Annotated in this window: 27 protein-coding genes; 6 read left to right on the plus strand and 21 right to left on the minus strand. The window is 63.4% G+C overall.

Going from position 1 to position 26,669, the window contains the following annotated elements:
• Positions 1-51: 51 nt before the first annotated feature.
• The 13 genes from NKF25_RS18650 to NKF25_RS18710 form a co-directional block, all read right to left on the minus strand.
• Complete coding sequence (locus NKF25_RS18650) at positions 52-759, minus strand: diphthine--ammonia ligase (protein WP_253228151.1); 708 nt, start codon at positions 757-759, stop codon at positions 52-54.
• A 37-nt stretch (positions 760-796) separates the two neighbouring features.
• Positions 797-1,936, minus strand: coding sequence for a DUF373 family protein (locus tag NKF25_RS18655; RefSeq protein WP_253228152.1), 1,140 nt, complete (start codon positions 1,934-1,936; stop codon positions 797-799).
• A 139-nt stretch (positions 1,937-2,075) separates the two neighbouring features.
• Complete coding sequence (locus tag NKF25_RS18660; RefSeq protein WP_253228153.1) at positions 2,076-3,257, minus strand: bifunctional oligoribonuclease/PAP phosphatase NrnA; 1,182 nt, start codon at positions 3,255-3,257, stop codon at positions 2,076-2,078.
• A gap of 67 nt (positions 3,258-3,324) precedes the next feature.
• A complete protein-coding gene (locus NKF25_RS18665) occupies positions 3,325-4,164 on the minus strand; it encodes an SDR family oxidoreductase (protein ID WP_253228154.1) in 840 nt (279 codons plus the stop codon).
• A gap of 42 nt (positions 4,165-4,206) precedes the next feature.
• Positions 4,207-4,638, minus strand: a complete 432-nt coding sequence (locus tag NKF25_RS18670; protein WP_253228155.1) for a DUF5791 family protein — start codon at positions 4,636-4,638, stop codon at positions 4,207-4,209.
• Entirely contained in the window at positions 4,616-7,828 is a 3,213-nt protein-coding gene (locus tag NKF25_RS18675; protein WP_253228156.1) for a hypothetical protein, read from the minus strand. The genes NKF25_RS18670 and NKF25_RS18675 overlap by 23 nt, the downstream gene beginning before the upstream one ends.
• On the minus strand, positions 7,825-8,658 hold the full coding sequence (locus NKF25_RS18680; protein ID WP_253228157.1) for a hypothetical protein: 834 nt from the start codon (positions 8,656-8,658) through the stop codon (positions 7,825-7,827). Before NKF25_RS18680 ends, NKF25_RS18675 begins: the two co-directional genes overlap by 4 nt.
• A complete protein-coding gene (locus NKF25_RS18685; RefSeq protein WP_253228158.1) occupies positions 8,655-9,053 on the minus strand; it encodes a hypothetical protein in 399 nt (132 codons plus the stop codon). The genes NKF25_RS18680 and NKF25_RS18685 overlap by 4 nt, the downstream gene beginning before the upstream one ends.
• On the minus strand, positions 9,031-9,516 hold the full coding sequence (locus tag NKF25_RS18690; RefSeq protein ID WP_253228159.1) for a hypothetical protein: 486 nt from the start codon (positions 9,514-9,516) through the stop codon (positions 9,031-9,033). The genes NKF25_RS18685 and NKF25_RS18690 overlap by 23 nt, the downstream gene beginning before the upstream one ends.
• Before the next feature lie 211 nt (positions 9,517-9,727).
• Positions 9,728-11,446 carry a type II secretion system protein gene (locus NKF25_RS18695; RefSeq protein ID WP_253228160.1) on the minus strand — a complete coding sequence of 573 codons (1,719 nt, stop codon included), beginning with the start codon at positions 11,444-11,446 and terminating at the stop codon, positions 9,728-9,730.
• Entirely contained in the window at positions 11,443-13,395 is a 1,953-nt protein-coding gene (locus NKF25_RS18700) for an ATPase, T2SS/T4P/T4SS family (protein WP_253228161.1), read from the minus strand. Before NKF25_RS18700 ends, NKF25_RS18695 begins: the two co-directional genes overlap by 4 nt.
• A gap of 26 nt (positions 13,396-13,421) precedes the next feature.
• Positions 13,422-13,964 carry a hypothetical protein gene (locus NKF25_RS18705; RefSeq protein WP_253228162.1) on the minus strand — a complete coding sequence of 181 codons (543 nt, stop codon included), beginning with the start codon at positions 13,962-13,964 and terminating at the stop codon, positions 13,422-13,424.
• Positions 13,961-14,422 carry a hypothetical protein gene (locus NKF25_RS18710; RefSeq protein ID WP_253228163.1) on the minus strand — a complete coding sequence of 154 codons (462 nt, stop codon included), beginning with the start codon at positions 14,420-14,422 and terminating at the stop codon, positions 13,961-13,963. The genes NKF25_RS18705 and NKF25_RS18710 overlap by 4 nt, the downstream gene beginning before the upstream one ends.
• Before the next feature lie 154 nt (positions 14,423-14,576).
• On the opposite strand from NKF25_RS18710, the gene NKF25_RS18715 reads away from it, so the two are divergent.
• Positions 14,577-15,653, plus strand: coding sequence for a tubulin/FtsZ family protein (locus NKF25_RS18715; RefSeq protein ID WP_253228164.1), 1,077 nt, complete (start codon positions 14,577-14,579; stop codon positions 15,651-15,653).
• Between the two features lie 11 nt (positions 15,654-15,664).
• Here NKF25_RS18715 and NKF25_RS18720 read toward each other — a convergent pair whose 3' ends face one another.
• Positions 15,665-16,822, minus strand: coding sequence for a pyridoxal phosphate-dependent aminotransferase (locus NKF25_RS18720; protein WP_253228165.1), 1,158 nt, complete (start codon positions 16,820-16,822; stop codon positions 15,665-15,667).
• Positions 16,823-16,944: 122 nt separating this feature from the next.
• Here NKF25_RS18720 and NKF25_RS18725 point away from each other — a divergent pair, with 122 nt between their 5' ends.
• Positions 16,945-17,841, plus strand: coding sequence for a 1,4-dihydroxy-2-naphthoyl-CoA synthase (locus NKF25_RS18725; RefSeq protein ID WP_253228166.1), 897 nt, complete (start codon positions 16,945-16,947; stop codon positions 17,839-17,841).
• Positions 17,842-18,553: 712 nt separating this feature from the next.
• Here the strand turns inward: NKF25_RS18725 and NKF25_RS18730 are convergent.
• The gene (locus NKF25_RS18730; RefSeq protein ID WP_253228167.1) at positions 18,554-18,976 is read right to left on the minus strand and encodes a hypothetical protein; all 423 of its coding nucleotides are present in this window, start codon (positions 18,974-18,976) and stop codon (positions 18,554-18,556) included.
• 131 nt (positions 18,977-19,107) lie between these two features.
• Between NKF25_RS18730 and NKF25_RS18735 the strand changes: the two genes are divergently transcribed.
• Complete coding sequence (locus NKF25_RS18735) at positions 19,108-19,851, plus strand: DNA-directed RNA polymerase subunit epsilon (RefSeq protein WP_253228168.1); 744 nt, start codon at positions 19,108-19,110, stop codon at positions 19,849-19,851.
• Positions 19,852-19,906: 55 nt separating this feature from the next.
• Here the strand turns inward: NKF25_RS18735 and NKF25_RS18740 are convergent, their stop codons facing one another.
• Positions 19,907-20,098 (minus strand): hypothetical protein, encoded by a 192-nt coding sequence (locus NKF25_RS18740; RefSeq protein ID WP_253228169.1) that lies wholly within the window; start codon positions 20,096-20,098, stop codon positions 19,907-19,909.
• A gap of 98 nt (positions 20,099-20,196) precedes the next feature.
• Entirely contained in the window at positions 20,197-20,787 is a 591-nt protein-coding gene (locus tag NKF25_RS18745; protein ID WP_253228170.1) for a DUF420 domain-containing protein, read from the minus strand.
• Positions 20,788-21,060: 273 nt separating this feature from the next.
• Here NKF25_RS18745 and NKF25_RS18750 point away from each other — a divergent pair, with 273 nt between their 5' ends.
• The 3 genes from NKF25_RS18750 to NKF25_RS18760 are packed head-to-tail and all read left to right on the plus strand — an operon-like array spanning position 21,061 to position 23,455.
• On the plus strand, positions 21,061-21,477 hold the full coding sequence (locus tag NKF25_RS18750; RefSeq protein WP_066143229.1) for a cobalamin B12-binding domain-containing protein: 417 nt from the start codon (positions 21,061-21,063) through the stop codon (positions 21,475-21,477).
• On the plus strand, positions 21,474-22,472 hold the full coding sequence (gene meaB / locus NKF25_RS18755) for a methylmalonyl Co-A mutase-associated GTPase MeaB (protein WP_253228171.1): 999 nt from the start codon (positions 21,474-21,476) through the stop codon (positions 22,470-22,472). Before NKF25_RS18750 ends, meaB begins: the two co-directional genes overlap by 4 nt.
• 44 nt (positions 22,473-22,516) lie before the next feature.
• Positions 22,517-23,455: an alpha/beta hydrolase gene (locus NKF25_RS18760; RefSeq protein WP_253228172.1), complete on the plus strand. Its 939-nt coding sequence runs from the start codon at positions 22,517-22,519 to the stop codon at positions 23,453-23,455.
• Here NKF25_RS18760 and NKF25_RS18765 read toward each other — a convergent pair.
• The 4 genes from NKF25_RS18765 to NKF25_RS18780 form a co-directional block, all read right to left on the minus strand.
• On the minus strand, positions 23,432-23,809 hold the full coding sequence (locus NKF25_RS18765) for an OB-fold domain-containing protein (protein ID WP_253228173.1): 378 nt from the start codon (positions 23,807-23,809) through the stop codon (positions 23,432-23,434). The two genes, NKF25_RS18760 and NKF25_RS18765, sit on opposite strands and share 24 nt — an antisense overlap.
• A gap of 55 nt (positions 23,810-23,864) precedes the next feature.
• Entirely contained in the window at positions 23,865-25,031 is a 1,167-nt protein-coding gene (locus NKF25_RS18770) for a thiolase domain-containing protein (RefSeq protein WP_253228174.1), read from the minus strand.
• 326 nt (positions 25,032-25,357) lie between these two features.
• On the minus strand, positions 25,358-25,612 hold the full coding sequence (locus NKF25_RS18775; RefSeq protein ID WP_253228175.1) for an HAH_0734 family protein: 255 nt from the start codon (positions 25,610-25,612) through the stop codon (positions 25,358-25,360).
• Positions 25,613-25,687: 75 nt separating this feature from the next.
• Complete coding sequence (locus NKF25_RS18780; protein ID WP_253228176.1) at positions 25,688-26,596, minus strand: twin-arginine translocation signal domain-containing protein; 909 nt, start codon at positions 26,594-26,596, stop codon at positions 25,688-25,690.
• Positions 26,597-26,669: the final 73 nt, after the last annotated feature.

The following is a 26,669-nucleotide window of genomic DNA, read 5'->3' on the forward strand; positions in this document are numbered from 1 at the left end:
TCCGCAACGACTGCAAAAACCCATAACCGCCAACCGCACGGTAAACCGCGATTACTCGCCCAACTCTGCGTCCGTAATCCGCAACCGTCCGCGGTCCCCGTCCCACTCGGTTTCGTATTCGAGTTCGATGGGCCGGTCCATGTGCGGCGCGTCCGTCACGAGGGTTTCGAACTCTCCACCCTCGCCGAGAATGTGGACGCCGTACTCCTCGTTGAGTTCCTCCAACTCGTCCAGTGCGTCGGCGTCGAGGGTCCGTCCGAGCCACGACTCGTCCAAACCGTAGGCCGCAACTTGGACGATTTTGATCTCGAAACCGGCGTCGAGCATGGCGTCCGCGAGTTCGCGCGGGTCCTGCTGCCAGAGGGGAGCGAACAGGTCGATACCGAGGTCGTCACAGAGGTCCTGAATCCGGTGTGTCTGGAACTCGCTTTCGACCGCACCCGCCGTCACGCCCGCGAGGTCGACGTCGAGGTCGCGGAGCGCGTCCTCCATGATTTCGGTTTCCATGTCGCCCTGTTCGCCCGCGTCCTCGACCGATTCGGCGTCGAAGTCACCCTCGACGTTCACGAGCGGGATGCCAATGCTTTCGGCGGCGAGCGCCGTGAGTTCCGTCGCCGGGACGTGGTACATGTACGAGTCGCCTTTCGGGTGAACGGTGAGCAGTCGCTCGACGTTCAGGCCCTCTTCGAGCGCACGGTAGAGCGCCCACGAGGAGTCCTTGCCGCCGGAGAAGAGGCTGACCCACGCCTGCTGATTCATATGATGGTTTGCGAGTCGGGGAATAAATGAACCTCGGTTACTCGGCCAGTTCCTCGTTGATGGTCGTCCCGCTAATGTAGGACGCCACGCGAACGCCGATGAGGCTGACGAGGACGCCGAGGACGACGTACACCGCGAGTCGGGTTCCGGGGTCGAGTGTGAGTCGCTGAATCGTCGTCTGCCCGACCATTATCTGGGGAATCACGACGGGCTTGATCTTTCCGGCGCGCTGGAGGAAGTAGGCCGAGAACCCGCGGACGACCAACCCGACCGCGAGCACGCCGAACGGCAGGTTGAGATACGAGTTCCGTACGCTGTCGTTACGGATGGCCTCGTCCAGCAAGCGACCCATGCTGGCGGTGAGCGCGGCCACGGCTATCCACGGGACGCTCTCGAAGACGAACGCCATCGCGGTCATGAGGACGTTGCCGGTGGAGTCCATCGGCGCTGCTCGGAGCGCCCCGGCGAACACGCCGATGAGCGATAGTCCCACGGCGACGACGTAGGTGACGATGGAAACCCGCCCGGAGTAGAGGGCGTCGCGGGCCTCGCCGGGCAGGTTGCGAAAATAGGACCCGATGGCGAGTCCCTTGTACAGCGCGAACAGGCCGACGACGGCCGCGATGGCGGACGTCGCCATGGCGAGCCCCAACCGTAACAGCAACACTGGGAACGCGATGAGCGCGATGCCGGTCGGCACGAGGACGGTCTGGCGCAGTTCCTCGTCCGCGAGGAACTGCTTCAGCAGGTAGTAAGTGGATTCGATGTCGCGGGCCTGCCGGACGACCACGCGGTCCACCGCGTCCACCCGGACGCGACTCTCCACGATGGGGACGAGGCGTTCGTCCTCCGCGCTATCGATGACGATGATCGTCGAGTCGGGGTCGTGTTCCGCGATAAGGTCGTCGAGTTGGGCGGCCACAGCGCGGTCGGCACCGACGCGCGTGTCGGCGGTACCGGAGATGACGGCGACCATCGATTCCTCGTCTTCGTCCCGCAGGTCGCGGGCCACGCGGAGCGCTTCGAGAAGACAGTTGACACTCGAATCCTCGGGATCGGCCAACCCGACATCGGTGACGAGCGCCTGGACCGCTTCCCATCCCGCGACGGGCATCTCCAGCCCCGTCTTGCGTCCGATGTCGTCGTTTCGATCGACACACACCACCAGCGTACTCATTCGGTACTCCACCCCAGACGGCGAAAGGATAAAAAGGTCGTCTTTATCCCGACTGTTCTACTCAATGATATACTAGTCACCCCCGTCACTCGTTCGTTGTCATCGTCGAATCGGGTACAAGCAGTGCGACGATCGACAGTCAGACGTTCCCGTTCAGTGCATCGAAAATTCCGTCGATGAACTCCCGGTCCAACCAGAGACCCGCTTCCATCCCCCCGGCGATGACCGCCGATTCGACCGGCACTTGCCCGCCACCCATCCGTGCGTGCCCACCGGCGTTGGCACCCGGGAAGTCCGTGACGGCCGCCTGCAGCGCCTTTCCCATGTGAACTCGGTCGTCGCGCGACCGTCCCGAGATGTAGAGCGTGTCCTCGCGCTTGCCGTAGACGACGACGGCCGTCACCCCTTCGAGTTGCATGAGTTCGTCCGCGGCCTGCGGAATCGCGTCGGCGTTCGAGAGCGAGCCAACGTTACAGACCGCAAAGGAGCCGCGAACCTCCCGTTCCGTGATCGCCCGCGACTTGATTTCCAGCACTTCTGCGCTCACCTGCGGGTTCGCGATTCGGTCGAGTCGGTGCTCGTCCACGCCGCGATAGAGGTATGCACTCGCCGAGAACTCCGCCGCCGAACAGCCGTTCGTCAGGTGTTTCGTGTCGGACTGTATCCCGTACAGCAAGCCGGTGGCGATGTGGGACGGGAGAACGAACTCGTCCTCGGGCGGAATCTCGTCCGGACCGACGGGTGTCGCTCCGAGGTCGTCGAAGTACTCCGCGACGATGGTCGAACACGCGCCGTACTTCGTTCGCTTGTCCGTGAACACCTCGCCGGTACCGTTTCCTGGATGGTGGTCGACGACGGCGTACGGTTCGATCCGTTCCGCGCCGTTGAATCCGCGCGGAGTGTTATGATCGACGAGAACGATGGTAGAAGCAGCGAGGTCGGTTACGTGTTCGACGCGGTCGAGTTCGAGGTCGAGAATGGTTCGGAACGCGCGGTTTTCCTGATGTCGTATCTGTCCTGTATACTGCAGTGTTACGTCCGTTCCGACCGTTTCAGCGAGATACGCGATCGCGATACCACACGCCATCGCATCCGGGTCGGGATTGGGGTGCAACAGGACGACGAGTTCGTCCCGTTTGGCTAACGCCCGTTTGAGCCGAGCCCCTTTCGGTCGCCGAATCCAGCGGACGACCAGCCACGCCGAAACCACCAACACGATCGCACCGAGGACGCCCCCGACGACCAACATCGGATTGTCGGAACTGTAGAGTTGCGCACTGCGGAACAGCCCCTGAACCGACTGGTCGGCCCGTAACTCCATACCCTCGAAGTCGATAGGGGAAACCAAGAACTTTTCCCAACGGTTACAGGTGTCAGACGATTCGGAACTATTGATACGTGTCAATTGCCGTCCGATACCCCTCTCGGTACGTCGGATAGCGGTATTCGTAGCCCATTTCGCGGAGTTTTTCGTTCGAACAGCGCTTGCTCGCTCGCGCCCGCTCGCTCGTCGGTTCGGCCCGCGGCGGGTGGGAAACGCCACACTCGTCCGCGAGCCAATCCGCCAGCACCGGTTTCCGGACGGGTTCGTCGTCCGTCGCGAGAACGACCTCGTTCCGCCCGTTTCTGGTTTCGAGGAGGTATCGAATCACGCCCGCCGCATCGTCGCGGTGGATCACGTTCAGATATCGGTCGGAGACCGGACCCTCCAGATACCGTTCCAACCGATAGCGATCCGGACCGTACAGGCCCGAGAACCGAGTGATCGTCCAGTCCCACCCGCGGTCCTCCTGCACGATTTCCTCGGCCTCGGCCAGAATCCCCTCCCGTTCGGTTCGTGGCTCCAACGGTGTCGATTCGTCCACCCACTCCCCGTCCCTGTCGCCGTACACTCCCGTACTCGACGTATAGACGATTCGTTCGGGCGGCGAACTCCGACCCGCGAAGTGGTCGAGGGTCGTCCGCAATCCATCGACGTACGCCGTCCGCGCCGCCTCCGAGTCGCGGCCGTCCGCGCTCACCGCGTAGACGAGCACGTCCACGTCGGGAATCGACGCGAGGGAATCCGCGTCCGTCACGTCCGCCTGTACGGCGTCCGCACCGACCTCCTCGACCGCCTGGAGACCGTCCTGAGACCGCCGAACACCGACAACGTCGTGTCCATCCGCGAGCAGTCCACGCGCGAGTGCAAGACCGACGTAGCCGCAACCGAGTACTCCGACGTTCATATCTTTCCTTCGAACGGAACGCGGATAACTTCCCTGAAACTGCTATCGGTCGTTTCGCTTGGCGATAGCGTGGTGGATGCGCGCGTACTCGTCCAGCGTCATCGGTCCTCGCCCCTCGATTTTCTTTTGGATAGCGCGCGCTTCGAGGTCGCCGTCGATCTCCCTCGCGAGCGTGTCGATGTCCACTACGCCCGTCGTCATTCCCATCAACAGGTGGTCGCGGACTTCGAGGAGGATCGAGTCCGAATCGGGCATTCCGTCCGCAGTCGCGAGAATCGCGGCAGCGTCTTCGAGCGTCATGTCGACCTGCTCGCCGTCGGCGACCGATTCGACCATTTCCGGGTCGAGGTCCGTCCCGTCTACCACTTCGTCGGGGCCGACCGACGTGATCGTCTCCGCGAGTTCTGCCAAGTACTCCTCGTGCAATCTCGTCGGCGTCGTCTCGCCGGGGTCATCTATCTCGTCGTAGAGCATGGTCGTCACGAAGGACGCGGGCGTCAAATGGATTGTCACTCCGATTTCCCCACCCGGATGAGCGTTCGTCGGCGTTCCCGTCCACGTCACCCACGCCAGTCTTTCCCGGTGGGACCGCGACGATGACGGTCGTTCCCGTATCGAACGAAACCGGCGTCGTCCGTCCAACGGTCTCCTTGGCACCATCGCCGTCGGTGTCCAACCGAACGATTCCGGCCTGTCGGCAGTACGCGACCGACGCACCCGGCGAGGTCGGCGCTCCCTCGCGTGCACGGACCGTAAACCGAGCGTACGTCCCCGAGACGTCCACCTGCCAGACGTTGACCGTGGCGTACCAATAGCCGGGAACCGGCGTGACCGGCAGTCCCGCGGGCATGTTCGCCATCGTTTCGTTGATCGATTCGTTCATTCGCCGCCGAACGCGCTTCTCGATGTACCCCTGGGCCGCCCCTTTCAGTTTCTCGGTCAACACCGTTCGAGCGGCCTTCACGACCGGTTTGACGCTCGATTCTTCCACACCGTCGGCGTTCTTCCGTGCGGATTCGAGGCCGAACCGAATTCGGAGCGTCACCGCATCGCGTTGCATCCGTGTCCAGTGTTTCCCCCCGCCAGACTGCAGTTCGATCGCTCGTGCGATACTCGTGGCGGCGGAACCGTTCGTCACGGCGATCGCCCGATCGGCCGTCGTTCGCCAGCGTGCCATGCCTCGATGAACTGCCGCACGGGATTCCGAATCGGATAGATCGACCGCATCGCTCGTGGCGAGTTCCGTTCCCACGCGTCGCTCGATATCGTCGAGCGACGCGTCGAGGTTGCGCTGTAGTTCGTCCCGCTGGCGGCGGAGCGACGCATTCGCCCCACCGGCGAGCGTTTCGTTCGCGGCCCGCAGGGCGAAGCCAGCCTTTCGAACGCTCACCCGTTCCGGTTCCCGTCCGTCCGACAGCAACGACGTGATCGTGTCCGAGATGTCGCCCGACGGGACGGTGAAGAGATTGACGTTTCGCGCCGCGAGCGGGTAGGCCGTCGTTCCCTGCGGCACGGCGGAGACGTGGCGATGCTCGACGGCGGAGAGCGTGAGATACGGCGGTGCACCGTCGACGCTAAGGTTTACTGGCTCGCCGGGACCGGCCGTCTGCAAGGAATGCCGTGACGGCGACGTGACGTTCGTCCGCGCGGCGAGAATCCGTTGAATCCGGTCGAGCGGGATTCCGGTGGCACCCTTCACAGCCTCCTCGAAACCCTTCTGCTCCTGTCGAGTACGATCGGCCCTGCTATCGAGCTGATCGATGACCGAATCGAGGTACGTAGCACGGGCCGCGTATCGAGCCCGATCCGCTGCGCTGTCGTAGCTCGACGGCGCGTCGATGAGTTCGCTCCGGCGCGCACGGAGGACGCGTGCGAGTTTCGACGCCGGGTTCGTCTTTCCCGCCGCGAGATTTCCGCGCGAGACCGTCACCGAGAGGTTTCGAACCCGGTTTCGGAGCCCCCGTACGTCGCTGTACGCCCACGACCGAACTTGGCTCGGATACCGCCCCTGTATCGTCACCGGTTGCGTGTTCAGCGTTCCGGACACCGCACGTCGTGCGAGTTCGTCCGCTCCGCCACGGTCGGTGACGAGTCGTTCGATCGCCTTTCCGGGAACGTCGGCGAGGTTCGGTCCGGAAAACGGCCCGCCCGGTTCGTACGCCGTCGGAAGCGGGCGAACCGGTGCGCGTTCGGTCGTCCGATGATCACCCGCGACCCCGAGGGAGACGACGAACTCGTCCGTCCAGTGTTGGGTCGTTTTCGTGGTGTGGCTCTTTCGCGCCGCTCGATCCGCACGGTCCGCACGATTCCTCGAACGACCTCGCTGCGAACCGCTGGACCCGTTCTCGCGTTTCCACCGCCGGATCACCGTGTGTTTTTGCACGACGCGGCGAGCACCCGTCCAGAGGAGGTGCCATCCGCTCGGCGTTCCGGGTGAGTTCGAGGATTCTCCCGCCTTTTCGACGACAGTGTGCGTTTTCGTCCGTTGACCGACGAGCGTCCAGTTCCCTCCGGGCGAGTGCAGTCGTGGTTCGTGTTCGTCGTGGACGTGTCGAACCGTCGTGACCGAGCGGGCGGAAACGCGGTACGCCGACCCGACCGCCGACGCCAGTTCGCTCGACGTTCCGCCGTCGATGAGATCCAGCAACGCTCGGTCCGCCGAGCGATTCACGCCGATTTTCGTCTTCGTCTCGGGAGAATACGCCGAGTTACTCGGCGAAGAAATCGTTCGAAAGTCGCCGTCCCCGCCGGTTGCTGAGTCGGCCGTGTCGAGGACGAGATTCGTCCACAGTTCACCGTGTTGGGTCGTCGGCACGAGGAGATCGGTCAGACCGACTCGTGCGGTAGCGCGCCGAAGACTTTGCCGTCCGCGCGGGTCGCTGACCCCGAACGATTTCCGCTGTTCTTCGAGAACCGCGCCGTTCGCCATCAGTTCGATGTGGCGGTTGCCGAGCACGTTCGCGATCGGCGCACCGCCGTACTGGGCGTACCCCCGCGCCCACGTCACGGCGTACAGTCGCGCGGTCAATCGACGGCCGAGTCCGGGGTCGAGCGGCCCGTTGTTCAGCCGTCGCTCGAATCGCTGTACGCGTTCGTGGAGCGCGAGGGCGGGAGTCTCCACGACGAGCGTTATTTCCTTTTCCGCACTGGCGACGGTCGTACCGTCACGAGTCGCACGGAGCGACACGTTCTCGATTCGGACGCGGAGGCCCGCCTCAGTGGGCTTCCCGACCGGTTCGATGTGGACCCGTTGTTTCGCCCGCCGGAGCGCAACCGCGTTCGGCGTGGCCCGGAGCGACGCGGTCGCACGAACGTCACCGACGTGCACCGAAACGGAGCGTAACCGCTGGCGGGCGGCGAGATATATTCGAAGACGGAGGTAATCGCGGAACGGGGTGGAGTCGTTGATGATCCGACCCGTGGTCGTGTTCGACGGTTCGATGAGTGGTCGAGCGGCCGCCGCTCGCCCGGCCTGCTGTACCGCCTCTCGGAGTGCGGTGTGGGTACCAGCGGTCACGCTACGCATGCTTCGATCGACGTTTTCGTTCACCTGCGGTGACTGTCGGGTGACCAACGCACCCGCGAAGGTGACGCTCCCGACCAACAGCAGGACGCCGATGAGCGCGAACGGAACCCTGCCTCGGGTGTCGTCGGCGAACCTCATGCGGACCACGTCCTGACGACGAGTTCGGTTCGTCCGACGGCGACCGAACGCGCGGCATCGGTCGGCGTCCCGAACGACCTTCGAATGTCCGATTCGATCGTTCTCGCCATCGCGTGGATGAGCGCCCGCCTCGTCTGCTGGCTATCGAGTCGGGGAGACGCCGAATCCACCGCGTCGTACGACCGAATCAACCGTCGAAATCGACGCGCGACGACGATTCCTGTTTCACGGTCTCGAAGGGCCATCCTCGTGGATTCGTTCGGAACCAATCCGGAGACGATTCCGGCGGCGACGACGCGAGCCACGCCGCGATAGCCGTCACGACGGGCGGCGTCGAGCGCTCGCGTTCGAACCCGTGGCATGCCGCTCGGAATCGAGCGAACGGCGGCGTGGACGTCCACGTCGCGGGGTGGTGATTCGCCGAGCGCGAACCGACCACCGAGTTCGGAATCCCGATACGGTTCCCATCGGACGAGGAATTGTCTGTCGGCGGGATATCCGAGTCGCTCCTGCACCCGCCGGGAGACCGCGCGTTCGAACGAATCGCTCGTCGGTGACAACTCGGTTCCGCGAATCGTCGTGTTGGCGAGTGCGGCCTGCCCGAGGAGTTCGGCGAGCGTGCCGTGCGTCGTCGGGTGGGCCGTTACGGAATCGGACGAAATCGTGTAGTTCACGTTCGCCGTGCCCGTTTCGAGGACGTTCGCCGTCGATTCGGCGGTCCGCGTTCGAATCGGCGAGTCGGATGGCTTCGCGCCGACGAGGACGAAGGCGCTGGCACTGACCAACAACAGACACAGCGTCACGTCGACGACGGTACTGATGGCCCTCATGGCCACACCACCACGCGCAACGTGCCCGGGTAGATGTCTCCGGGACCGACATGCACGCTCACGGTTGCCGTCGCTGCATCGGTGGCGTCGGAGTTCTTCGGGGGTATCGGCCCTTCGTGCCATTCGTGTGACCCTGCCGAGAGGGTGACGTTGAGGTGATAGCCGTCGGGATTCGCGGTGGATACGCCTTCGAGACGGTCAGGATGGACGATTTCGTTCGAAGTTATTCGATCCTGGGCCGCCGAGAGTGTCGTCGGCGCAAGCGTTCGCTCGGACCGTGGCATCGCGCTTCCGAGGACGCCGGTGTAGGTGAGCAAACCGAGACAGACGGCGAAGACGGCGACGAGGGCAGCGATCGGTTCGGTCTGCGCCCTAGCCCGAGACCAGCGTCGCATCGACTCCCCCCCACGAAACACAGCGCACGCGAAGCCTGCTTTCCGCCCGTTTCCACGACGGCCGTCGATTTCGAGCGGTACGAACCGCCCGCCGGAACGCATCCGACGAGTCGAATACTGCTGATGGCGGCGTGCCGGACAGAATGCGGCGCAATTTCCCATCGGAACCGTCGCCAGCCCCGAACACGGGGATGACCGGGCCGTATCGAAACGTCGCGTGTGCGGTCCCGCCATCGTCGCGCAAGCCGAGACGGCGGGGACCGAGTCGAATCTGCCGTGCTGTAAGCGGATGTTCCCCAGTTGCAGAGTACGTACAGCCAGCGACGGAATCGACCGTGTCGGCGACGCTGGCGGCGTCGGGAGGCGGCGACGTCGGCAGTTCGATGGCGACGCCGAAGACGGCGAGACTCACCGTTGCGACACCGAGCCAAACGTACCACGCGTCGAGAGGTGCGTCGAACATGGGCCGGAGTCGTCCCGTTTTCGTACTTAAACGCTCGCACGAAACGATTCGTGCTGTACATCGAGAGTTCTACGACGGAATTTCATCGGATCTGGTCGTCGCTATTGGCTTCGTTGGTGTCGTCGTGTTCCTCGTCCGGGACCTTCGTCGGTTCTGGAAACGAAGACGCGAATCGAACTGAACGCCGTTCGGACGACATCCGACCGGCGGACTACGTCAGCGCTCCGGCGAGGACGAACGCGAGGAGATAGACGACGGTCGCCGACAGCAACGATTGGCCGACCCGATACCCGACCAACGTCCGGTCCAGACCGTGTTCGAGTCCGACCGCGAGCGTCGTGATGATGGTCGAAAGGAAGAGGACGTACACGCCGACGGCGAGTCCCAGCACGCCGACGGGAAACGCGCCACCGCCGCCAAACGACCCCCCGACGCTCGCCATCTCTCCGGCGAGTGCGACGGTCGCACCCGAAACCAGCGGCCCGAATATCGCGGCCGTGTGGCGGAGCGTCTCGGTGACCTGCGAGAGTTCGCGCCGCGCCTCCCGTTCGACCCTCTGGAGGTCGTCGATGTGGTCGGCCATCGCCACCACGGCACCCCCGGCAGGTCGCCCTTCGCTGGCGGCGAGCGCGAGGAGCGCGGTCGCGCTCCTCGCGCGGGGACTGGGAACCGTCGAGAGCGCGCCGTACTCGCCGAGAAACGACTCTTTGACCCCCATCCCGAGCTGTCGCTGAATCCGTGTCGCCCGGTCGAAGACGGCACCCGTCTCCCCGGAGAATTCGTCGCCAGCAACGATGATGGCCGCCTCGACTGCTTGTCCTTCGTTCACCCGTCGACCGACGAGATAGAGGGCGTCGGTGAGCCCCGACTCGACCGCCCGAACGTGATTCCTGATGCGGACGGTCGAACGCGTGGATCCGACCGACAGTGCACCGACGAGACAGCCACCACAGGCGATCCAGCGCGTCCAATTCGGTAGCAGTAGCGTCGTAACGATCAGCGCGACACCCGCCGCGCCGAGACCGAGCGCGACGACGGGCCATCGCTCGTCTGGAACGTCGGGATGCGACCGCGACACGTCCGGCGGCGGAAAGGTGACCGGCCGCCGGGTGAGCAGCCAAACGCTTGCGCCCAACAACAATGCGGGGAGCAGAACGTCGTACCCGACGACCAATACGGCAGGCGACATGGGCACTCCCGCCGTCTTCGCCGCCGGAAGTACCGCGACGAGCGCAAGCGGGAGCAGAACCCCGAACGCGTACAGTGCGGTCGCCGGTCCCCGAATTTCGGTCACGAACTCGGCCATCCGTTCCCGTGTGCCGTCGAGAATCGCCGTCAGCGCGCGGTCGAGCGTCCGCTTTCGTTCCCCTGCCGGTGCCTCGCTCGCCGCCGCGATCAGTACCATCGAACGGTGAAGCGCGGGATTCCACGATTCCCACTCCGCCGCGAACGACGTCAATCCGGACGTCGGCGACCCGGCCGCGCGGCGAACGTGGTCGCCGAGACTCGACGCGAGCGACCCGTCACCGGTCCGTGACGCGAACGCGGCGGCACCTTCCGCCGTCGGTTCGATTCGCATCCACAGGACGGCCCTGGCCACGAGGTCGGGCGCGTCGCCGAGCGCCTGCGTCCGTTTCGCGGCGGCGAGGAGTTCGGGAACCCGTCGAAGCGACGCCGAGACACCGACCGCGAGAGCGACCGATAGGCCACCGACCACGAAGCGGAGCGCCGGTTCCGCCAATGCGCCACTGATGACTCCGACGAGGCACCCGAGGATCGCTGCGGCGTTTGCGGCACGGGCGACTTCGCGACTTCCGACGTTTCCGTTCAGAAATCCCATCGCTCGGTCGATGTCGGCATCCGAAGTGACTTGCCACGGATAAAGCCGGGCGAGGGACGAACACAGCGTTTCGAAGGATTCGAGGATCACGCCGGATCACCGACCCCGTTCAAGCGTTTCGTCGTGGCCTCGAACGACGGATTCGTCCGTTCGACCCGTCGTTCTATATCCTCAGTTCGGGCGGCGAGGGCCGCCCGAACGTCGGCATACGTCTCCGCCGATTTCGCGAGCGAGGCTACGAAGATGCTGTTACCGCGCTCGATTCGTCCGGTCGAGACGAGATTTCCGTCCCGTCGTTCGTACAGCGGTTCGAAGCGGACGGCGGTTCCGTCCGCTTCGATTCCATTCGCTTCGGACCCGTTCGTTTCGACCCCACCGCTCGAAACGACCTCCTCGATGCGCTTCACGCGTTTGCCGTGCTGTCCGTCGATTTCGTAGGATTCTGCCGTGACGACGAAGTCCGTCGTCGCGAACGACGACGGCGGGACGCCGAGGTCGGTGACGACCCGCTCGTACACCGCGTCGCCACAGTCGCCGTGGATCGTTCCGAGGACGGCATTACTACTCGCGCCGACTCGCATCGCCTCGTAGAGGACGCTCGCCTCCTCGCCGCGAACTTCCCCGACGACGAGCGCACCGTCCCCCAATCGAAGGGCCGTCCGAAGCGCATCGTCGGGGCGAAGTCCGGGTTCGTCGTCGTTCGCGGTCGTTCGAAGCGCTTGCACGTCGCGCCCACCGTCTTGCAGCGTCTCGATCGGCAGTTCCGGCGTGTCTTCGAGGACGACCGTTCGAACCTCGTGAGGGAGTTCCCGGAGTAACGCTCCGAGAAGCGTCGTCTTGCCCGCGCCACGGGAACCGGCCACGAGTCCGGTTCCCGCACGTTCGACGCCGACCGAAAGGAGTGCGGCGGCGTCCGCCGGAAGCGTTCCGTTGGCAACCAGCGCCGGGAGCGTCCATCGTTCCTCGCCCTGTACGCGGAAGGCGAAGCCGATGCCGTCGCTGACGGGGCGGGTGACGCCCGCGACACGGACGCTCGTGCCATCGACCTCCGCGACGGCATCGAGCGTCGGACTCGCCCGCGAGAACGCTCGCCCGCTCGTTCGACGGAACCGGGAGGCGAGCGAGGCCGCACCGTCGTCGGTGAGGCGAACGTTGGTTCGCATCCGTTCACCGTCGACCCGCACGCGAAGTGGGTTTTGTGAGACCGGAGCCGTTGCGAAAACGTCCGAAACGGCGGGATCCGCGAATAGGTCGGACAGGACGCCGTACCCCTGCGTGTATTTTTCGAGGACGGGGGAGAGGGTATCGACGGCCTCGGTCGAGTCAGCAACCGTCCTGACCGCCCGCCCTGGTGCTCGTTTTCCCCCCGTGACTCCGCCGTCGGCGAGGAGCGTTGCGGCCCGGTCGAGCGTCCCGAACGCATCCTCGTCGAGGGTGTACTCCACCGGTTCGAGATGGTAGGTTCGATGAGCGTCGGTGGCCGAATCCGCCGAGTCGGTGTCGTAGTATCGAACGGTCGCACCGGTCGAAAGCGTGTACTGGTCGTCCAGTCGGGCGTTCGCCGGTGGACGAAGGGTGATTCGGGAACGAGCGATGGTTGGCCCGACGAACGGCCGGAAGAGCGTCGAGTAGTCGGCGAACCGATGGACACCCTCCGCGAACCCGGTTTCGGCGGCGATATCGACCACGGGCGGCGCTCTTCCGACGGCGTCGAAACCCGCCCGGAGTGGGTCCGAACGCGCTCGTTCGGCGAGCGTGGCGTCGTGTGGGGTGACGCGGTCGATGAATCGACCGGCCGCCGAGAGAAACGCCGCACCGTCGCCATCGTAGGTGCGTTCGACGCCCTCGGAGCGTATCACGATACAGTCGGCGTCGCGGTCGGTGAGCGCATCCAGAACCGTCGCGCGGCAAGCGGGGCGGTCTTCGAGCGTTCCCCGTCCCGAGCAGTCGTTCGCATCGACGACCAACGTCGTGCCGTCGAACGAGGGGTCACAGCGGCAGTCACGGTCGTCGGTGGATTTCGACAGTGGGTTCCACATGGTCGCCCGTGGTCGCGTCTTCCGATTTAAATTTCAGCCGCCGGAACGACGAGGACGGTGCGCTTCCCGCGATACTCGACCAACAACAGCGCGATGTCGATTCGGTCGGGCGCGCGAACGACGAGCGGCGTTCCGTCCGGTTCGACCGACCATTCGTGGTCGGCGTCCGTCGTTACGACACGCACGTCGAACGGGACGTGTCGAACGTGGGTCGTGCCGCCGACGCGATAGGCGAGTACATCCCCGGATTCGTCCTTCGGAATTCGTCCGTTTTCGGGAACGCCGCCGACCGCGACGAACTCGATATTCCCGGTCGTCACCGATTCGGCGGGGAGCGATAGCGAAACCACTCTGCGTGCGCCGAGCGAATCGAGAGTGTTCGATTCGCCGTCGTCCCCGAAGGGAACGGCGTTTTCGTCCGCGAGGTCGGTCATCGAACGGGAAACGGTCGTCACCGCCGATTCTGCGTGGTACGTCGCCCGACTTGTCCGCGCGTGGTCGATTGCCGGGAGGGAGATGCTACAGAGTGCGACCGCGAGCACTACGGCGAGAACTGTACGGACGCTCACAGTAGCCCTCGGAGACGCGTCATCAACGAGCGTCCGTTCGATTCGGCGTGATCGTCGGGACGCGTCGATTCGAGGGGCGGAATCTCGGAGCGGGATTGTGGTTCTGTGTCGGTGCCCTGCTCCGGAGGAGTTCGATCGAAATCGATGTGGGAGGGACGGGAATTGCAGGACTCGTGCGTTTCGAGTCGGTCCTGACAGTCTTCGGCCGTCGCAAGCGCGGCGTCGGCCCGTCGTTCCACGTCGGCGTTGACGGCACGAACGTCGCCGACGTAGCCACGGAGCGCCAAAATGGCGGCTTCGAGTTCGTCCTGTTTCGCTTCGAGTTCGTCGAGGCGTGCCGTGAGTTCGGTGGTCGTCCTACGGAGTTCCACGTCGTCCTGTAACTCGGGCATCTCGCCGCCGGTCACCGTTCGTTCGAGAGTGGACACGCGCTCGGAGAGTGTTTCGAGGTCGGGCATCGACGGGATTGGTCGCGGATCGGTATTTAAAATTTCAGGGACAGTTCGACATCCATCGACTTTCAGTGAGGATCGAGGGACACATTTTTTGCCCGAAATCCTCCGTTTGGATTACGTCGGAAAACTTATGGGTCGTGGTTCATTTCAATCCGCCATGAAAGTCGTCCTGATTGGTGTCGGTCAAGCGGGTGGGAAGCTGACACAGAGGCTCGCCGAATTCGACGCGAGCATGGATTTCGATGCGGTGCAAGGTGCGTTGGCCATCAACTCGGCAAAGACGGATTTACAGTCACTCGATTTAGATACCGTTCTCATCGGACAGGACCGGGTGAAGGGGCACGGTGTAGGTGGCGATAACGAACTCGGTGCCGAAGTGATGCAAGACGACGCTGGCGAAGTGATGAACTCCCTCGACGGACGGATCACAGCGCGAGCGGATGCCCTCTTCGTCGTCGCCGGACTCGGCGGTGGCACCGGAAGCGGCGGCGCGCCGGTGTTGATCCACGAACTCCAACAGATTTACGAGATACCCGTGTACGCACTCGGCGTCCTGCCGGGACGGGGCGAAGGTTCGATGTATCAGGCCAACGCCGGTCGTTCGCTGAAAACCGTCGTCCGCGAGGCCGACGCGACCCTCCTCATCGACAACGACGCGTGGCACGAGTCGGGCCAGAGCGTCGGCGAAGCGTTCGAGAGCATCAACCAGCAAATCGCCCAACGTGTCGGCTTACTCCTCGCATCCGGGGAGGCGGTCGAAGGCGTCGGCGAGAGCGTCGTGGATTCGAGCGAGGTCATCAACACGCTTCGCTCGGGCGGCGTCGCGGCACTCGGCTACGCCAGTGCGGGTGCCAGCGAGGACAGCGCCGAGAACATCAACACCGTGACGAGCAACACGCGGCAGGCGATTCTGAGCAACCTCAGCATGCCGAAAGCGACGGACGCCGACTCCGCGCTCCTCGTCGTCGCCGGGGATTCGGACAGGATTCCACGGAAGGGTGTCGAGAAGGCGCGCAAGTGGCTCGAAGGCGAAACCGGGAGTCTACAGGTCCGTGGCGGGGACTTCCCACTCGACAGCGAACGACTCGCGTCGTTGGTCCTCCTCGGCGGCGTCGAACGCTCGCCGCGCATGCAGGAGTTCATGGAACGCGCGAAGGAGGCGAACAAACAGGAAGAGCGCACGGAAGACCCGGCCGAGATGTTCCACAACGACCAACTCGACGACTTGTTCTGAGGAGCTTTTTCCTATTCGCACTCGTCCCGGACCAACGCCTCGATACGGTCCAGACCGAGTTCGATTCGGTCGAGGCTGTTGGCGAAACTCAGTCGTAGATAGCCTTCCCCGGCGGCGCTGAACGCGCCGCCGGGTGCGGTGACGACGCCGTAATCGGACAGGAGGCGCTCGGCGATGTCGAAACTCGATCCGTCCAGTTCGCTCACGTCGAGGAAGGCGTAAAAAGCACCTTCCGGGCGTGGGCAGGAGATGTGTGGAATCTCCGCGACGCGCTCGGTCAGGTAATCACGGCGTTCGCGGAACGCGGCGTACATCTCGCGGACTGGTTCCTGTGTCCCGGTTATAGCCGCGAGTGCGGCCTGCTGGCCGACGCTCGATGGGCAGGCGGTCGTACTCTCTCCGACCTGTGTGGCGGCCTCGACGACGGACTCCGGTCCGACGAGCCATCCCATCCGCCACCCCGTCATGGCGTAGGTTTTCGAGCAGGAATCGACCGTCAGGAGGCCGTCGTAGTCGGTGTACGAGGAGATGCGGCGATACTCGTCGTCGTACGTCAACCGGGCGTACACCTCGTCCGCGATGACGTAGGCGTCGTGTTCCGCCGCCGCATCGACGACCGCTTTTACGGCGTCCTCGCCGTAGACACGGCCGGTGGGGTTCGAGGGCGTCGTCAGAATCACCGCGGCGGTGTCGTCGTTCATGTGGTCGATGATCCGCTCGGCGTCGAGGTCGAACCCGTCCTCGGCCGGGAGCGGGACCTTCACCGGTTCGGCGTCCGCGAGGACGACCTGATTCTCGTAGTTCGGCCACGCTGGCGTCGGGAGGATGACCTCGTCGCCGGGGTCAGCGATGGCCAGAATCGCCAACGCCAACGCTTCCATTCCGCCGTTCGTGACCGTCACTTCCTCGGAAGCGAACGAAACGCCCGTCTCCGACTCCATCCGTTCCGCGATTGCGGCGCGGAGTTCGGGGATTCCCGCCCCGGAGGTGTAATGGGTTTTTCCCTCGCGGGCGGCGTCCGCCGCCGCGTCGATGACGTGTTCCGGCGTATCGAAGTCCGGTTCGCCGACTTCGAGCCTGACGAGGTCGCCGCCCTGCTGCTCGGCGAGTTCGAACATCACGCGAATCCCCGAGCGTTCGAAGGTGTCTGCCCGTGCGGAAATCTTCATGTTTTCGACCGTGGTTGTCCCGTGTCAAGTAGCTTCGTAGTCCCCCCGCGCCTTGCCGGGTTGGGGATGGAAAGGAAACGCGGACGGGAACCTATTAGACCGATCCACCATCAGTTTCGAGTATGGTATCGGAACTGTTCGACGCCGAGCGATGGGAGGAGATTTCGGATTTCGATTTCCGCGACATCACGTACCACCGAGCCAAAGACCAAGGGACGGTCCGAATCGCCTTCGACCGCCCCGACGTGCGCAACGCCTTCCGGCCCGGAACCGTGGACGAACTGTATCGCGCGCTCGACCACGCCAAACGCCAGTCGGACGTCGGCTGTGTGCTCCTCACCGGCAACGGTCCGTCCTCGAAGGACGGCGGCTGGGCGTTCTGCTCCGGCGGCGACCAGCGCGTTCGCGGCGGTGAAGGATACGAATACCAGGGAGAGGACGCCGACAGTAAGGACGCCTCCGAGGCGGGCCGCCTGCACATCCTCGAAGTCCAGCGTCTCATCCGTCACATCCCGAAACCCGTCATCTGCGTCGTCCCCGGATGGGCCGTCGGCGGCGGCCACAGCCTCCACGTCGTCTGCGACATGACGCTGGCTTCCGAGGAACACGCCAAGTTCCTCCAGACCGACCCCGACGTGGCGAGTTTCGACGGCGGGTTCGGGTCGGCCTACCTCGCCCGGCAGGTCGGCCAGAAGAAGGCCCGCGAAATTTTCTTCCTCGGCAAAACCTACTCCGCCGAGGAGGCCGAGGAGATGGGAATGGTCAACGAATCGGTTCCCCACGAGGAACTGGAGGACGTGGCGCTGGACTGGGCCGAAGAGATCAACGGCAAGAGCCCGACCGCGATTCGAATGTTGAAATACGCCTTCAATCTGGAGGACGACGGCCTCGTCGGCCAGCAGGTGTTCGCCGGGGAAGCCACCCGGTTGGCGTACATGACCGACGAAGCGCAGGAGGGACGGGACGCGTTCGTTGAAAAGCGCGACCCGGACTTCTCGGACTACCCGTGGCACTACTAGAACCCACCTTTTTATCGCGAGGGTCGCTTTGCGTCCCTCGATAAAAATCTGGACCAAAAGCCTGCGGCCCTCCCGCCTGAAGAGCTTCGCTCTTCCGTGCTCTCGCTTGCTCGGGAAGACAAACCGCGTCTTCCCTGCCCTCGTTCGCGTTGCTCACGAGGACTTCGCTCGCGGGAACGATGGTCGGGCCTTGGCCCGGTCACAGTTCGAGGCGCTCCACGCCTCGTTGCTCGCGGTGAGTGACTGCCCGCCACGTTTCGGTTAGATTCGATCCGACGTTGTCGGGATACTCGTCAGGTTTGTGCACGTCGATATTCGGCGACGATGGAACCGTTCTCCGTTTAAGTAGTTCTGGTGATAAGGTGAAGATATGGACGGTACGAGGTCGCTTCTACCGGTGTTATTTTTCGATAGCGGTCGCGCTATGACTCCGATTCGTATGATTTCGATTCGGGTCCCAAGCCTGGCGAACCGCTCTCCATTTAAGTAGTTCTGGTGATAAGGTAGAGATATGGACGGAATGCGGCCGGTTCTACTGACGCGACTTCCCGACAGCGGTCGCTCTCTACTTCCCTTCCGAATCCCATCTGCCGTCGGAGGCGCGATTTCTCTTTAAGTAGTTCTGGTGATAAGGTAGAGATATGGACGGAACGAGGTCGCTTCTGTGGTGATGTAATTCCCGGATAGCGACCCGCACGAACGAATTTTGTTCTCAGTCGGCCGTTGGTGAGGACGATTTCTGCTCAGTGTAGTCGTCATCAGTAGCGACCCCGTCATCGCCTTTCTCGATACCGATCTCGACGCCGATTGCGGCGCTGGCGAGTCCGACACCGAAGACCAAATACCAGAGCGCGATCGTGAGGTCCTCGGGAATCGGGAGGTCCATGTGGATACCGAACTGGGCGCCACCGAGCACGACGACGACGAGGAGCGCACTCCACCAACTGCCCCTCGAACGCCACACGTCCCGACGTCGAACAGCGAGCCATCCGGCGATAGCGAACGTGGCCCAGATGAAAGCGACCAACTGCAAGTCCCAGTAACCGTCGAGGTACAGCACCGAAACGGGGAACAAGCCGATGATCACACCGGCGAAGGGGGCGAAAAAGGCGAAGGAGGCGAGCCGAGTTTTCATACGAATACAATACGGTCAAGTGAAAAGTAACTTTGGCTCACGAAAACGTCGTCCCAGAAATTTCCCGACGAGTGTCAAGAATCCTTCCCGAAACCGACCTTTGAACTATATCCACCGAGTAGAAGGGGACGATGCGTCAAACCGACGGCGACTCACACGTCGTCCACTGGCAGTTCGCCACGGGGGACGACGCGGACGACCAACCAGGTCGACTCAGCAGGCGACCGGGGGACGGCACGGTTCGGCGGGCCGACCTCCAGCGCGACCAGTCGGTTCGTCGGTGGGGACCGGTCACGCCGAGCGCGACGGTCATCGGCCGGGCAAACTCGCCGGAATCGGACCTGAGCGAGAACGTCCGCCGACTGCACGAGGAACGCCACTCCGCGATGGCGGGCCACAGCAGTCGAATGCACCAACTGGACAAACTTCGGGTCAGCCACGCGCTGTGTAACGACCTGTCGCTGACGCCGTGGCAGCGCGACTGCGTCATCGGCATCATGACCGAGTTGGACCTCACCGCCTTCGGAAGCCAGCGGGCCATCCCGAAGGTCGCACTGGTCGTCATCCGCCACGTCGTGGACCGCGAGCGCGAACAGTACCTTGGACTGCACGACTCCGACTGGATTCACGAGCAACCCCCCGAGCAACTGACCGACCTCTACGAGACGTTTCAGTCGCTCACCGACGAGGACCGATTTACCGAACTTACCGAAAAACACGGTCTCGACATCACGAGCCTCAATCGACTCCGTCGCGTCCTCAAGGAGCAGTTGGAGGACGGCGACCTGGAGTACGCCGTCCACGGTCGGAACCCCTACCGCGACCCGAACCTGCCCAGTCTGACCGACCGATGGGGCGACCAGGGAAGCGACTGACCGAGCGGCGAGGGGATTTTATTTTGTGGCGACGCCAGCGGTCACGACGGAGACGCTACTCCTTTTCTCCGTCCTCGTCGTGGTTCCGCCCTTTCTCGTCGTTCGTCCCATCGTCGAAATGGATCTCCTCCATCAGGTCCGAGATTTCGTCCACGATTCGTTTTCGGTCATCCTGTGCAGGTTCGTCGTCCGGTTCTGTCCGTGTGTCTTCTTCGGTTCGCGTATTCCCCGTCGTGTCGTCACCCATCGAAATCGTGTACTCCATCCCCTAGTTGTTCGTGCTGGTAAAAACCAGTTCGGAAGACCGACGTTTGGCTCGATCCGATGCCGATTCTCGACGATGACTTACTTCGGAATCGTCCAGCCATAGTGGGCTAACATGGCGAACGTGATGACGCCGAGCGACAGGGAGAGAATCCACGCCGAGGCCGCGATTCGGCCGATCTTCTTGTGCGGCGTGTTTCGCAGTTCGGCGGGCGTGTGGCTGAGTCCGAGGACGATGGCGAACAGTACGACGGGGACCGAGATCACCGAGAGCATGATGTGAATCGCGAGCATGATGACGTAGGCGTAGTAGAGGATGGAGGTGTGCACCAAATCGATGTGTTTCTCGCCGCCGCCACCGCCGACTTTCGTGAGGTAGAGTGCGAGGAAGACGAGGATGAGGACGAACGAGGTGATCATCGCGGCGCGGTGTTTCCTGACTTCTCCGTTGCGAATCCAGTACCACCCGAGCGCGAGCGAGAACGTTGCGATGGTGTTCACGATTGCAATCCCGTCCGAGAGCATGTCGATGGTTCCCCGCCCGATGTGCGGATAGATGGGGAGGATGCCCGCAAACGTCCCGAGGACGAGGATGTATCCGATAACCGAGAGGATTGCCGTCACTTTCAGAGGACTCTCCCGCGCCCGTTCCCGCGCGTTCGCCGTAGCCATGCACGCACGTTTGGACTGCCGGGGTAAGGTGGCTTCGCTTCGTTCTCGATTTGTGGGATTGGTGGCCGTGCGAACCCCCCGAACTACCCTGACCAGTCGCGCCCGCCGTGGGGAGGAAAAACCGTTCCTGTGCGGTATCGATTCGAGAGATCCAACCCGGTTCGCGACGCGTAACCGGCCAGCGGGGTATAACAACCGGACTTGTTTTTTCGCAATTCGTTTTTCACATGTATTTCCGTTAAAGTGAAACCCGAACGCGGGGAAGGGTGGTGTATGAGCGCAGATCAGGAACAGCAGTCGATTCGCTGCCTCGTCGCCAAGGTCGGTCTCGACGGGCACGACCGCGGTGCACACGTTATCGCCCGGGCGTTCCGCGACGCCGGGTTCGAGGTCATCTACTCGGGGCTTCACAACGCTCCCGACGAAATCGTGCAGGCGGCCGTGCAGGAGGACGTGAACGTCCTCGGAATCTCCATTCTCTCCGGGGCACACGACACGCTCGTCCCGAAAATCGTCGAGGGGTTGAAGGAGTACGACGCGTTCGACGACACCCTCATCCTCGTCGGCGGTGTCGTCCCCGACGACGACAAGGCGGAACTCAAAGAACTCGGTGTCGCGGAGGTGTTCGGTCCGGGCACGCCGATGGAAGAGACTATCGAGTTCGTCCGTGAAAACGCGCCCGAACGATGAGCGCGACGCACACGGATCTACTCGCAGACCTCCTCGACGGGAAGCACCGGGCGCTGGCACGCGTCATCACGAAGATCGAGAACCGCGAACCCGGCTATCGGGAACTCGTCTCGGAACTCCACACGCACACTGGCGACGCCGAAATCATCGGTATCACCGGTAGCCCGGGCGCGGGTAAATCGACGCTCGTGGACAAGGTAGCGAACTACTACCGCGAGCGCGGCGAGACGGTCGGCGTCATCGCCATCGACCCCTCCTCGCCGTTCACGGGCGGGGCCGTCCTCGGCGACCGCATCCGGATGGCGAGCAACGTCGGTGACATGGACGTGTTCTTCCGGTCGATGAGCGCCCGCGGCAGCCTCGGCGGCCTCTCCACGGCCACCTCGGACGCCGTGAAGGCACTCGACGCGTTCGGCAAGGACAAGATCATCGTCGAGACGGTCGGTGCGGGGCAGAACGAGATCGATATCGTGAAAACCGCCGATACGGTCGCCGTGTTGGTTCCCCCCGAGAGCGGCGACAACGTCCAGATGCTCAAGGCGGGCATCCTCGAAATCGCCGACGTCTTCGTCGTGAACAAGGCGGACTTGCCGGGTGCCGACCGCGCTGTCTCGGACCTCACCGAAATGGTGCACATGCGCGACGGAACCCCGACGCCGGAGTTCGGCGACGACGTCGAAGGCTACGACTGGGAACCCCCGATCGTGGAGACGATAGCGAAGGACGGCGAGGGCGTCACGGAGTTCATCGAGGTGCTGAACGAACACCACGACCTGCTCGAATCGACGGGCATGCTCGACGCGAAAACCCGAACGAGATACGCGGAGGAGATTCGAGCACTCCTGCGCGAGGACGCCAACCGACTCGTCGCGTCGGAAATCGAGTCGCGTGGTGGAATCGCGGAACTGGTCGAAGCCGTGTTCGAGCGTGAAACCGACCCGTATTCGGTAGCCGACGAGGTCATCACGCCCATCGAAGACTGTATTCACGACTGATTTCTGGCATAACGGATAAACCCGTTCGGGTCGCCCTTTCACGTATGAATCTTCGACGACTTGCGGCGGCGACGGCTGGCGGAGTTGGACTCACAGCAGCACTCAATCGATCGCTCGCCGGAAGTGCGGAACCACTCGACCCGCCGCTCGAAGGGTTTCAGGGAACCTACCGCTGGCGCGGGTTCGACGTAGCCTACACCGAAGCGGGTGACCCGGACAACCCCGACGTTCTTTTCCTCCACGGGATTCACGCCGCCGCATCGAACAAGGAGTTCGATCAGATTTTCAGGCAACTGGCCCAGCAGTACCACGTCATCGCACCCGACCTGCCCGGATTCGGGCGGTCGTCGCGGCCGCCGGTCGTGTACACCGCCTCGCTGTACACCTCGTTCGTCGTGGACTTCGCCGAGGACATGACCGACAACGCCATCTGTCTCGCGTCGTCGCTCTCCGGGGCGTACGCCACGCTCACACAGGTCGAGACGGGCGCGTTCTCCCAACTGGAACTCATCTGTCCGACCGACGACGCCGGAAAGCGTCGGAAGTGGCTTCGAAACCTCGTTCGGTCGCCGCTCCTCGGAACCGCGCTGTTCAACGCCATCGCCAGCAAGCGCTCGATTCGCCGGTTCAACGAACGCGACGGCTACTTCAGCGAGGCGTCGTACACGGAGAAGGACGTCGAGTTCGAGTGGCAGACCGCCCACCAACCCGGTGCCCGGTTCGCACCCGCGTCGTTCATCTCGGGGTATCTCAACCCGGACGAGGACCTGGGCGAGGAACTCGCGCGCGTGGACGTCCCCGTAACGCTCGTCTGGGGGCGGGAAGCGAAGGTCACGCCGCTCGAAGGCGGGAAAGAACTCGCGGACGAAGCCGACACGCGCCTCGTCGTGTTCGACGAGGCGCGACTGCTTCCGCACGTCGAACATCCGGGACCGTTTCTGGACGTCCTATTCGACGAACTAGCGCCGCTCGAACAGCAGTAGTCGGTCACCGTTCGTTTTCGATTCGCCGATAGTCAGTGAAACAGTATCCCCGACCGCCACGTCGTCGGGTGCCATCGCGGTCACTCGAACCGGCCCGAAGTCGGCGATTGCGGTCGTGTACGGCGTGTCGTCCACGAACGACGGTGCCGCGACGTGGACGACGGTGTACGTGTCGATAGTTCCGGTTTCGGGGAGCGGCGTCTCTTCGAGACCGATTTCCCCGCACTCGGGGCAGATTCGACGCGGCGGCAGCGAGCCATGTCCGTTCGAACATTCGAGGTAGTACGCGTTTCCGTCCTCGATGGCGTCCAACCACTCGTCGTACCCCGTGTTTCCGTGCGCGTTTTCGCTCATTCTTCCACCTCCAGAGCAAAGCTCTGGCGTACTCCCGTTCGCTCACTGTGTTCGCTCACGAGACCACCTCCAGAACGTGAACCGTCGCACTCGCGACCGTGCCACCCGCGTTGTGGGCCACGCCGACTTTGGCGTCCGGGACGGCGTCGCTGTTGGGGTGGTCGCCGCGCAGGATGCGCGTCATCTCGGCCAGTTGGCTGGCACCCGTCGCGCCGACGGGGTGACCCTTCGCCTTCAGGCCGCCCGAGAGGTTGATCGGGCGGTCGCCGTCGCGTGTCGTCTCGCCGCGCTTGGCCGCGCCGATTCCCTCGCCGGGCGCGTAGAAGTCGAGGGCTTCGAGCGCCAGCACTTCCGCGATGGTGAAACAGTCGTGCACCTCGGCGACGTCCACGTCGCTCGCGTCGATTCCGGCGTCCGCGTAGGCTTCCTCGGCGGCCTCCTCGGCCGCAGGTGAACGAGCGAGGTACTCGCGTCCCTGGAGCGCCATCCGGTCACCGCCCTGTCCGGTTCCCGTGACGGAGACCGGCGCGTCGAGGCCGTGGTCGGCGGCGTACTCGTCACTGACGAGCACGACGGCGGCCGCACCGTCCGTGATGGGACACGCGTCGAACAGGCCGAGCGGTTCGGCGATCATCGGTGCGTCGAGCGCCTGTTCGAGTTCGATCTCCTTCTGGAACTGGGCGTGTTCGTTCGGCACGGCGTTCGCGTGGTTTTTCACCGCGATGTGAGCCAAATCCTCGCGCGAACCGCCGTACTGCTCGAAGTAAGCCCGCGCCATCAGCGCGTACGCGCCGGGGAACGTTATCCCGGCCCGGACCTCGTACAGGTCGTCCGCCGCGATGGCGAGGGCTTCCGTCGTCTTCTCCGTCCCGAGGTTGTTCATCCGTTCCGCGCCGCCGACGAGAATCGCGTCGGCTTCGCCGTTCCGAACGTCCTTGACGGCCTGCCGAATCGCGACGCCGCTGGATGCACACGCGCTCTCGTAGCGCGTTGCAGGCGCACGAATTCCCGCGGCTTCCGCCATCAGCGGCCCTTGGTGGCCCTGATGCTCCGCCAGTTCGCCCATGAAGTTTCCGTAGTAGAGTTCCTCGATATCGTCGCGGGGGACCTCCGCATCGGCGAACGCGCCCGCGCTCGCCTCGGCGAAGAGGTCACGCCCCGTCCGCTCGGGATGCTTCCCGAAGTGAGTCAAACCGACTCCTGCAATCCGAACACCTGTCATGTGAGAACGTACGAGCGGCCCGGTTAAGAAAGACACTCTTTTCGATTTCAGGCCGAATGGGAGAAATTTCAGCCGGTTGTTTCGGTTTGGAGTGAACGAACGTACAGTTACCTGCCCCCAAATCCTTCATTAATTTTCGAAACTGAACGGTTCACCGGAAAATCGACAGATCGGTGGCGCTGTGTGGAAATAACTAGCGAACGAACCACGTTACCGTCCCACATTTTCGCCGGGTTCGCCACGTTCCGACGGAATCGACTCGCCACCAGCGGTATGACTCGGCGGGAGAACGGGAAGATGTTAGAATCGAACTACTCGACCACAGATCAGTTGGCGGATTCGACGACGTCGACGTCCTCGGCGTCGATGGCGTCCGTATCGAGCCAGTGGGGAACGTAGTTTCGGCGGTCGAAGTCCTCGCGTTCGTCCTCGGTGCCGATGACACACCACAGTTGGGGTTCGTCCGGGCCGTGCCAGTCACCCTGTCGGGTGATGGAGAAACAGACCTGTTCCGCATCGTCGTAGTTGATGATCGCGTCGTCCCGGATTCCGGGGTCCCCGTGGATGATGAGCCGTTTCATACGAGAGGGTTTGTAAGGCGGTCAATTAAGCGCTTTGCAACCGCCGTTCGAACCCGATTCGGGAGCGGATTCGTCTCAGACGTAGGACGGGACGTTGTTCATGTGGTAGACGATTTCGTCGCCGAGGGTGTCGAGATAGTTCGAGTGGTCGTCGCCGACCTGTGAAGTCGCGTCGTACTCGACGTAGTTGGGTGCGGGCGTGTTGCCGTCCTCGTAGCCGGTCTCGCCGAGCGCCTGGTCGAACTCGATGGTGTTGTACACCCACTCCAGCACGTCGTCCTCCTCGTTGTGGTAGTTGAACGTCGCCGTCGTCTGGTTCGTGATGGCGTTGTACGTGTCCATCCACTCCTTGGTGGGCGCTTCGTTGTCCGTCGCCGCGCCGAGCATGTGGGTCGAGTACACCTCGTAACCGCCGTCGTTCCACCACGAGGTCACGTCGAGCGAGCGAAGCGAGCTGAGGAGTACCTGTGCACCGAGCGAGTGGCTAGTGAATCTGAGCGTGGTGTTCGGACAGTAGTATTTGAGATACACCGCGAACTGCGCTAGTTTGACGCCGTTCTTCTGGGCGACGTCCTGTGCCGTCCCCCAGCCATAATCGATGCCGCCACCGGCGTCGCTGTCCCACGAATAGCCGATCAGGGTTCCGTCGTATCCTGCGGCGTCGAGGTTGTTCTTCGCCGAGAGGAACTTGTCCTCCGCCTCCTGTTCGGGGTCGCCGCCCGTCTTGTGCCACCCGTGGATGAACACGGTCAAGTCGTCCACACAGCCGGTATCGACGCCCGGAACGTCGCCAGTGGTGTCGTAGCCCGTCTCGGTGTGGCCCGAAGTCAGGTTACCGTCGTCGTCGAAATGGCCGCGCGTCGAGACGATGGGAATCCCGTATCGATCCGCGCTTACCGTTCCCGTTCCCATTCCGAGCGCTGCGAGTCCCGCCCCTGCGACACCGGTTCGTTTGAGAAATCGCCGCCGATTGACGTTTGTCATGATGTATTCACTCTGTATTTTAGGGAATCGGACTTCAAAATTTTTATTTTCATAATAGAATGAAATAGACTCA

The sequence above is a fragment of the Haladaptatus sp. AB643 genome (assembly GCF_024136975.1).
Lineage (GTDB): Archaea > Halobacteriota > Halobacteria > Halobacteriales > Haladaptataceae > Haladaptatus.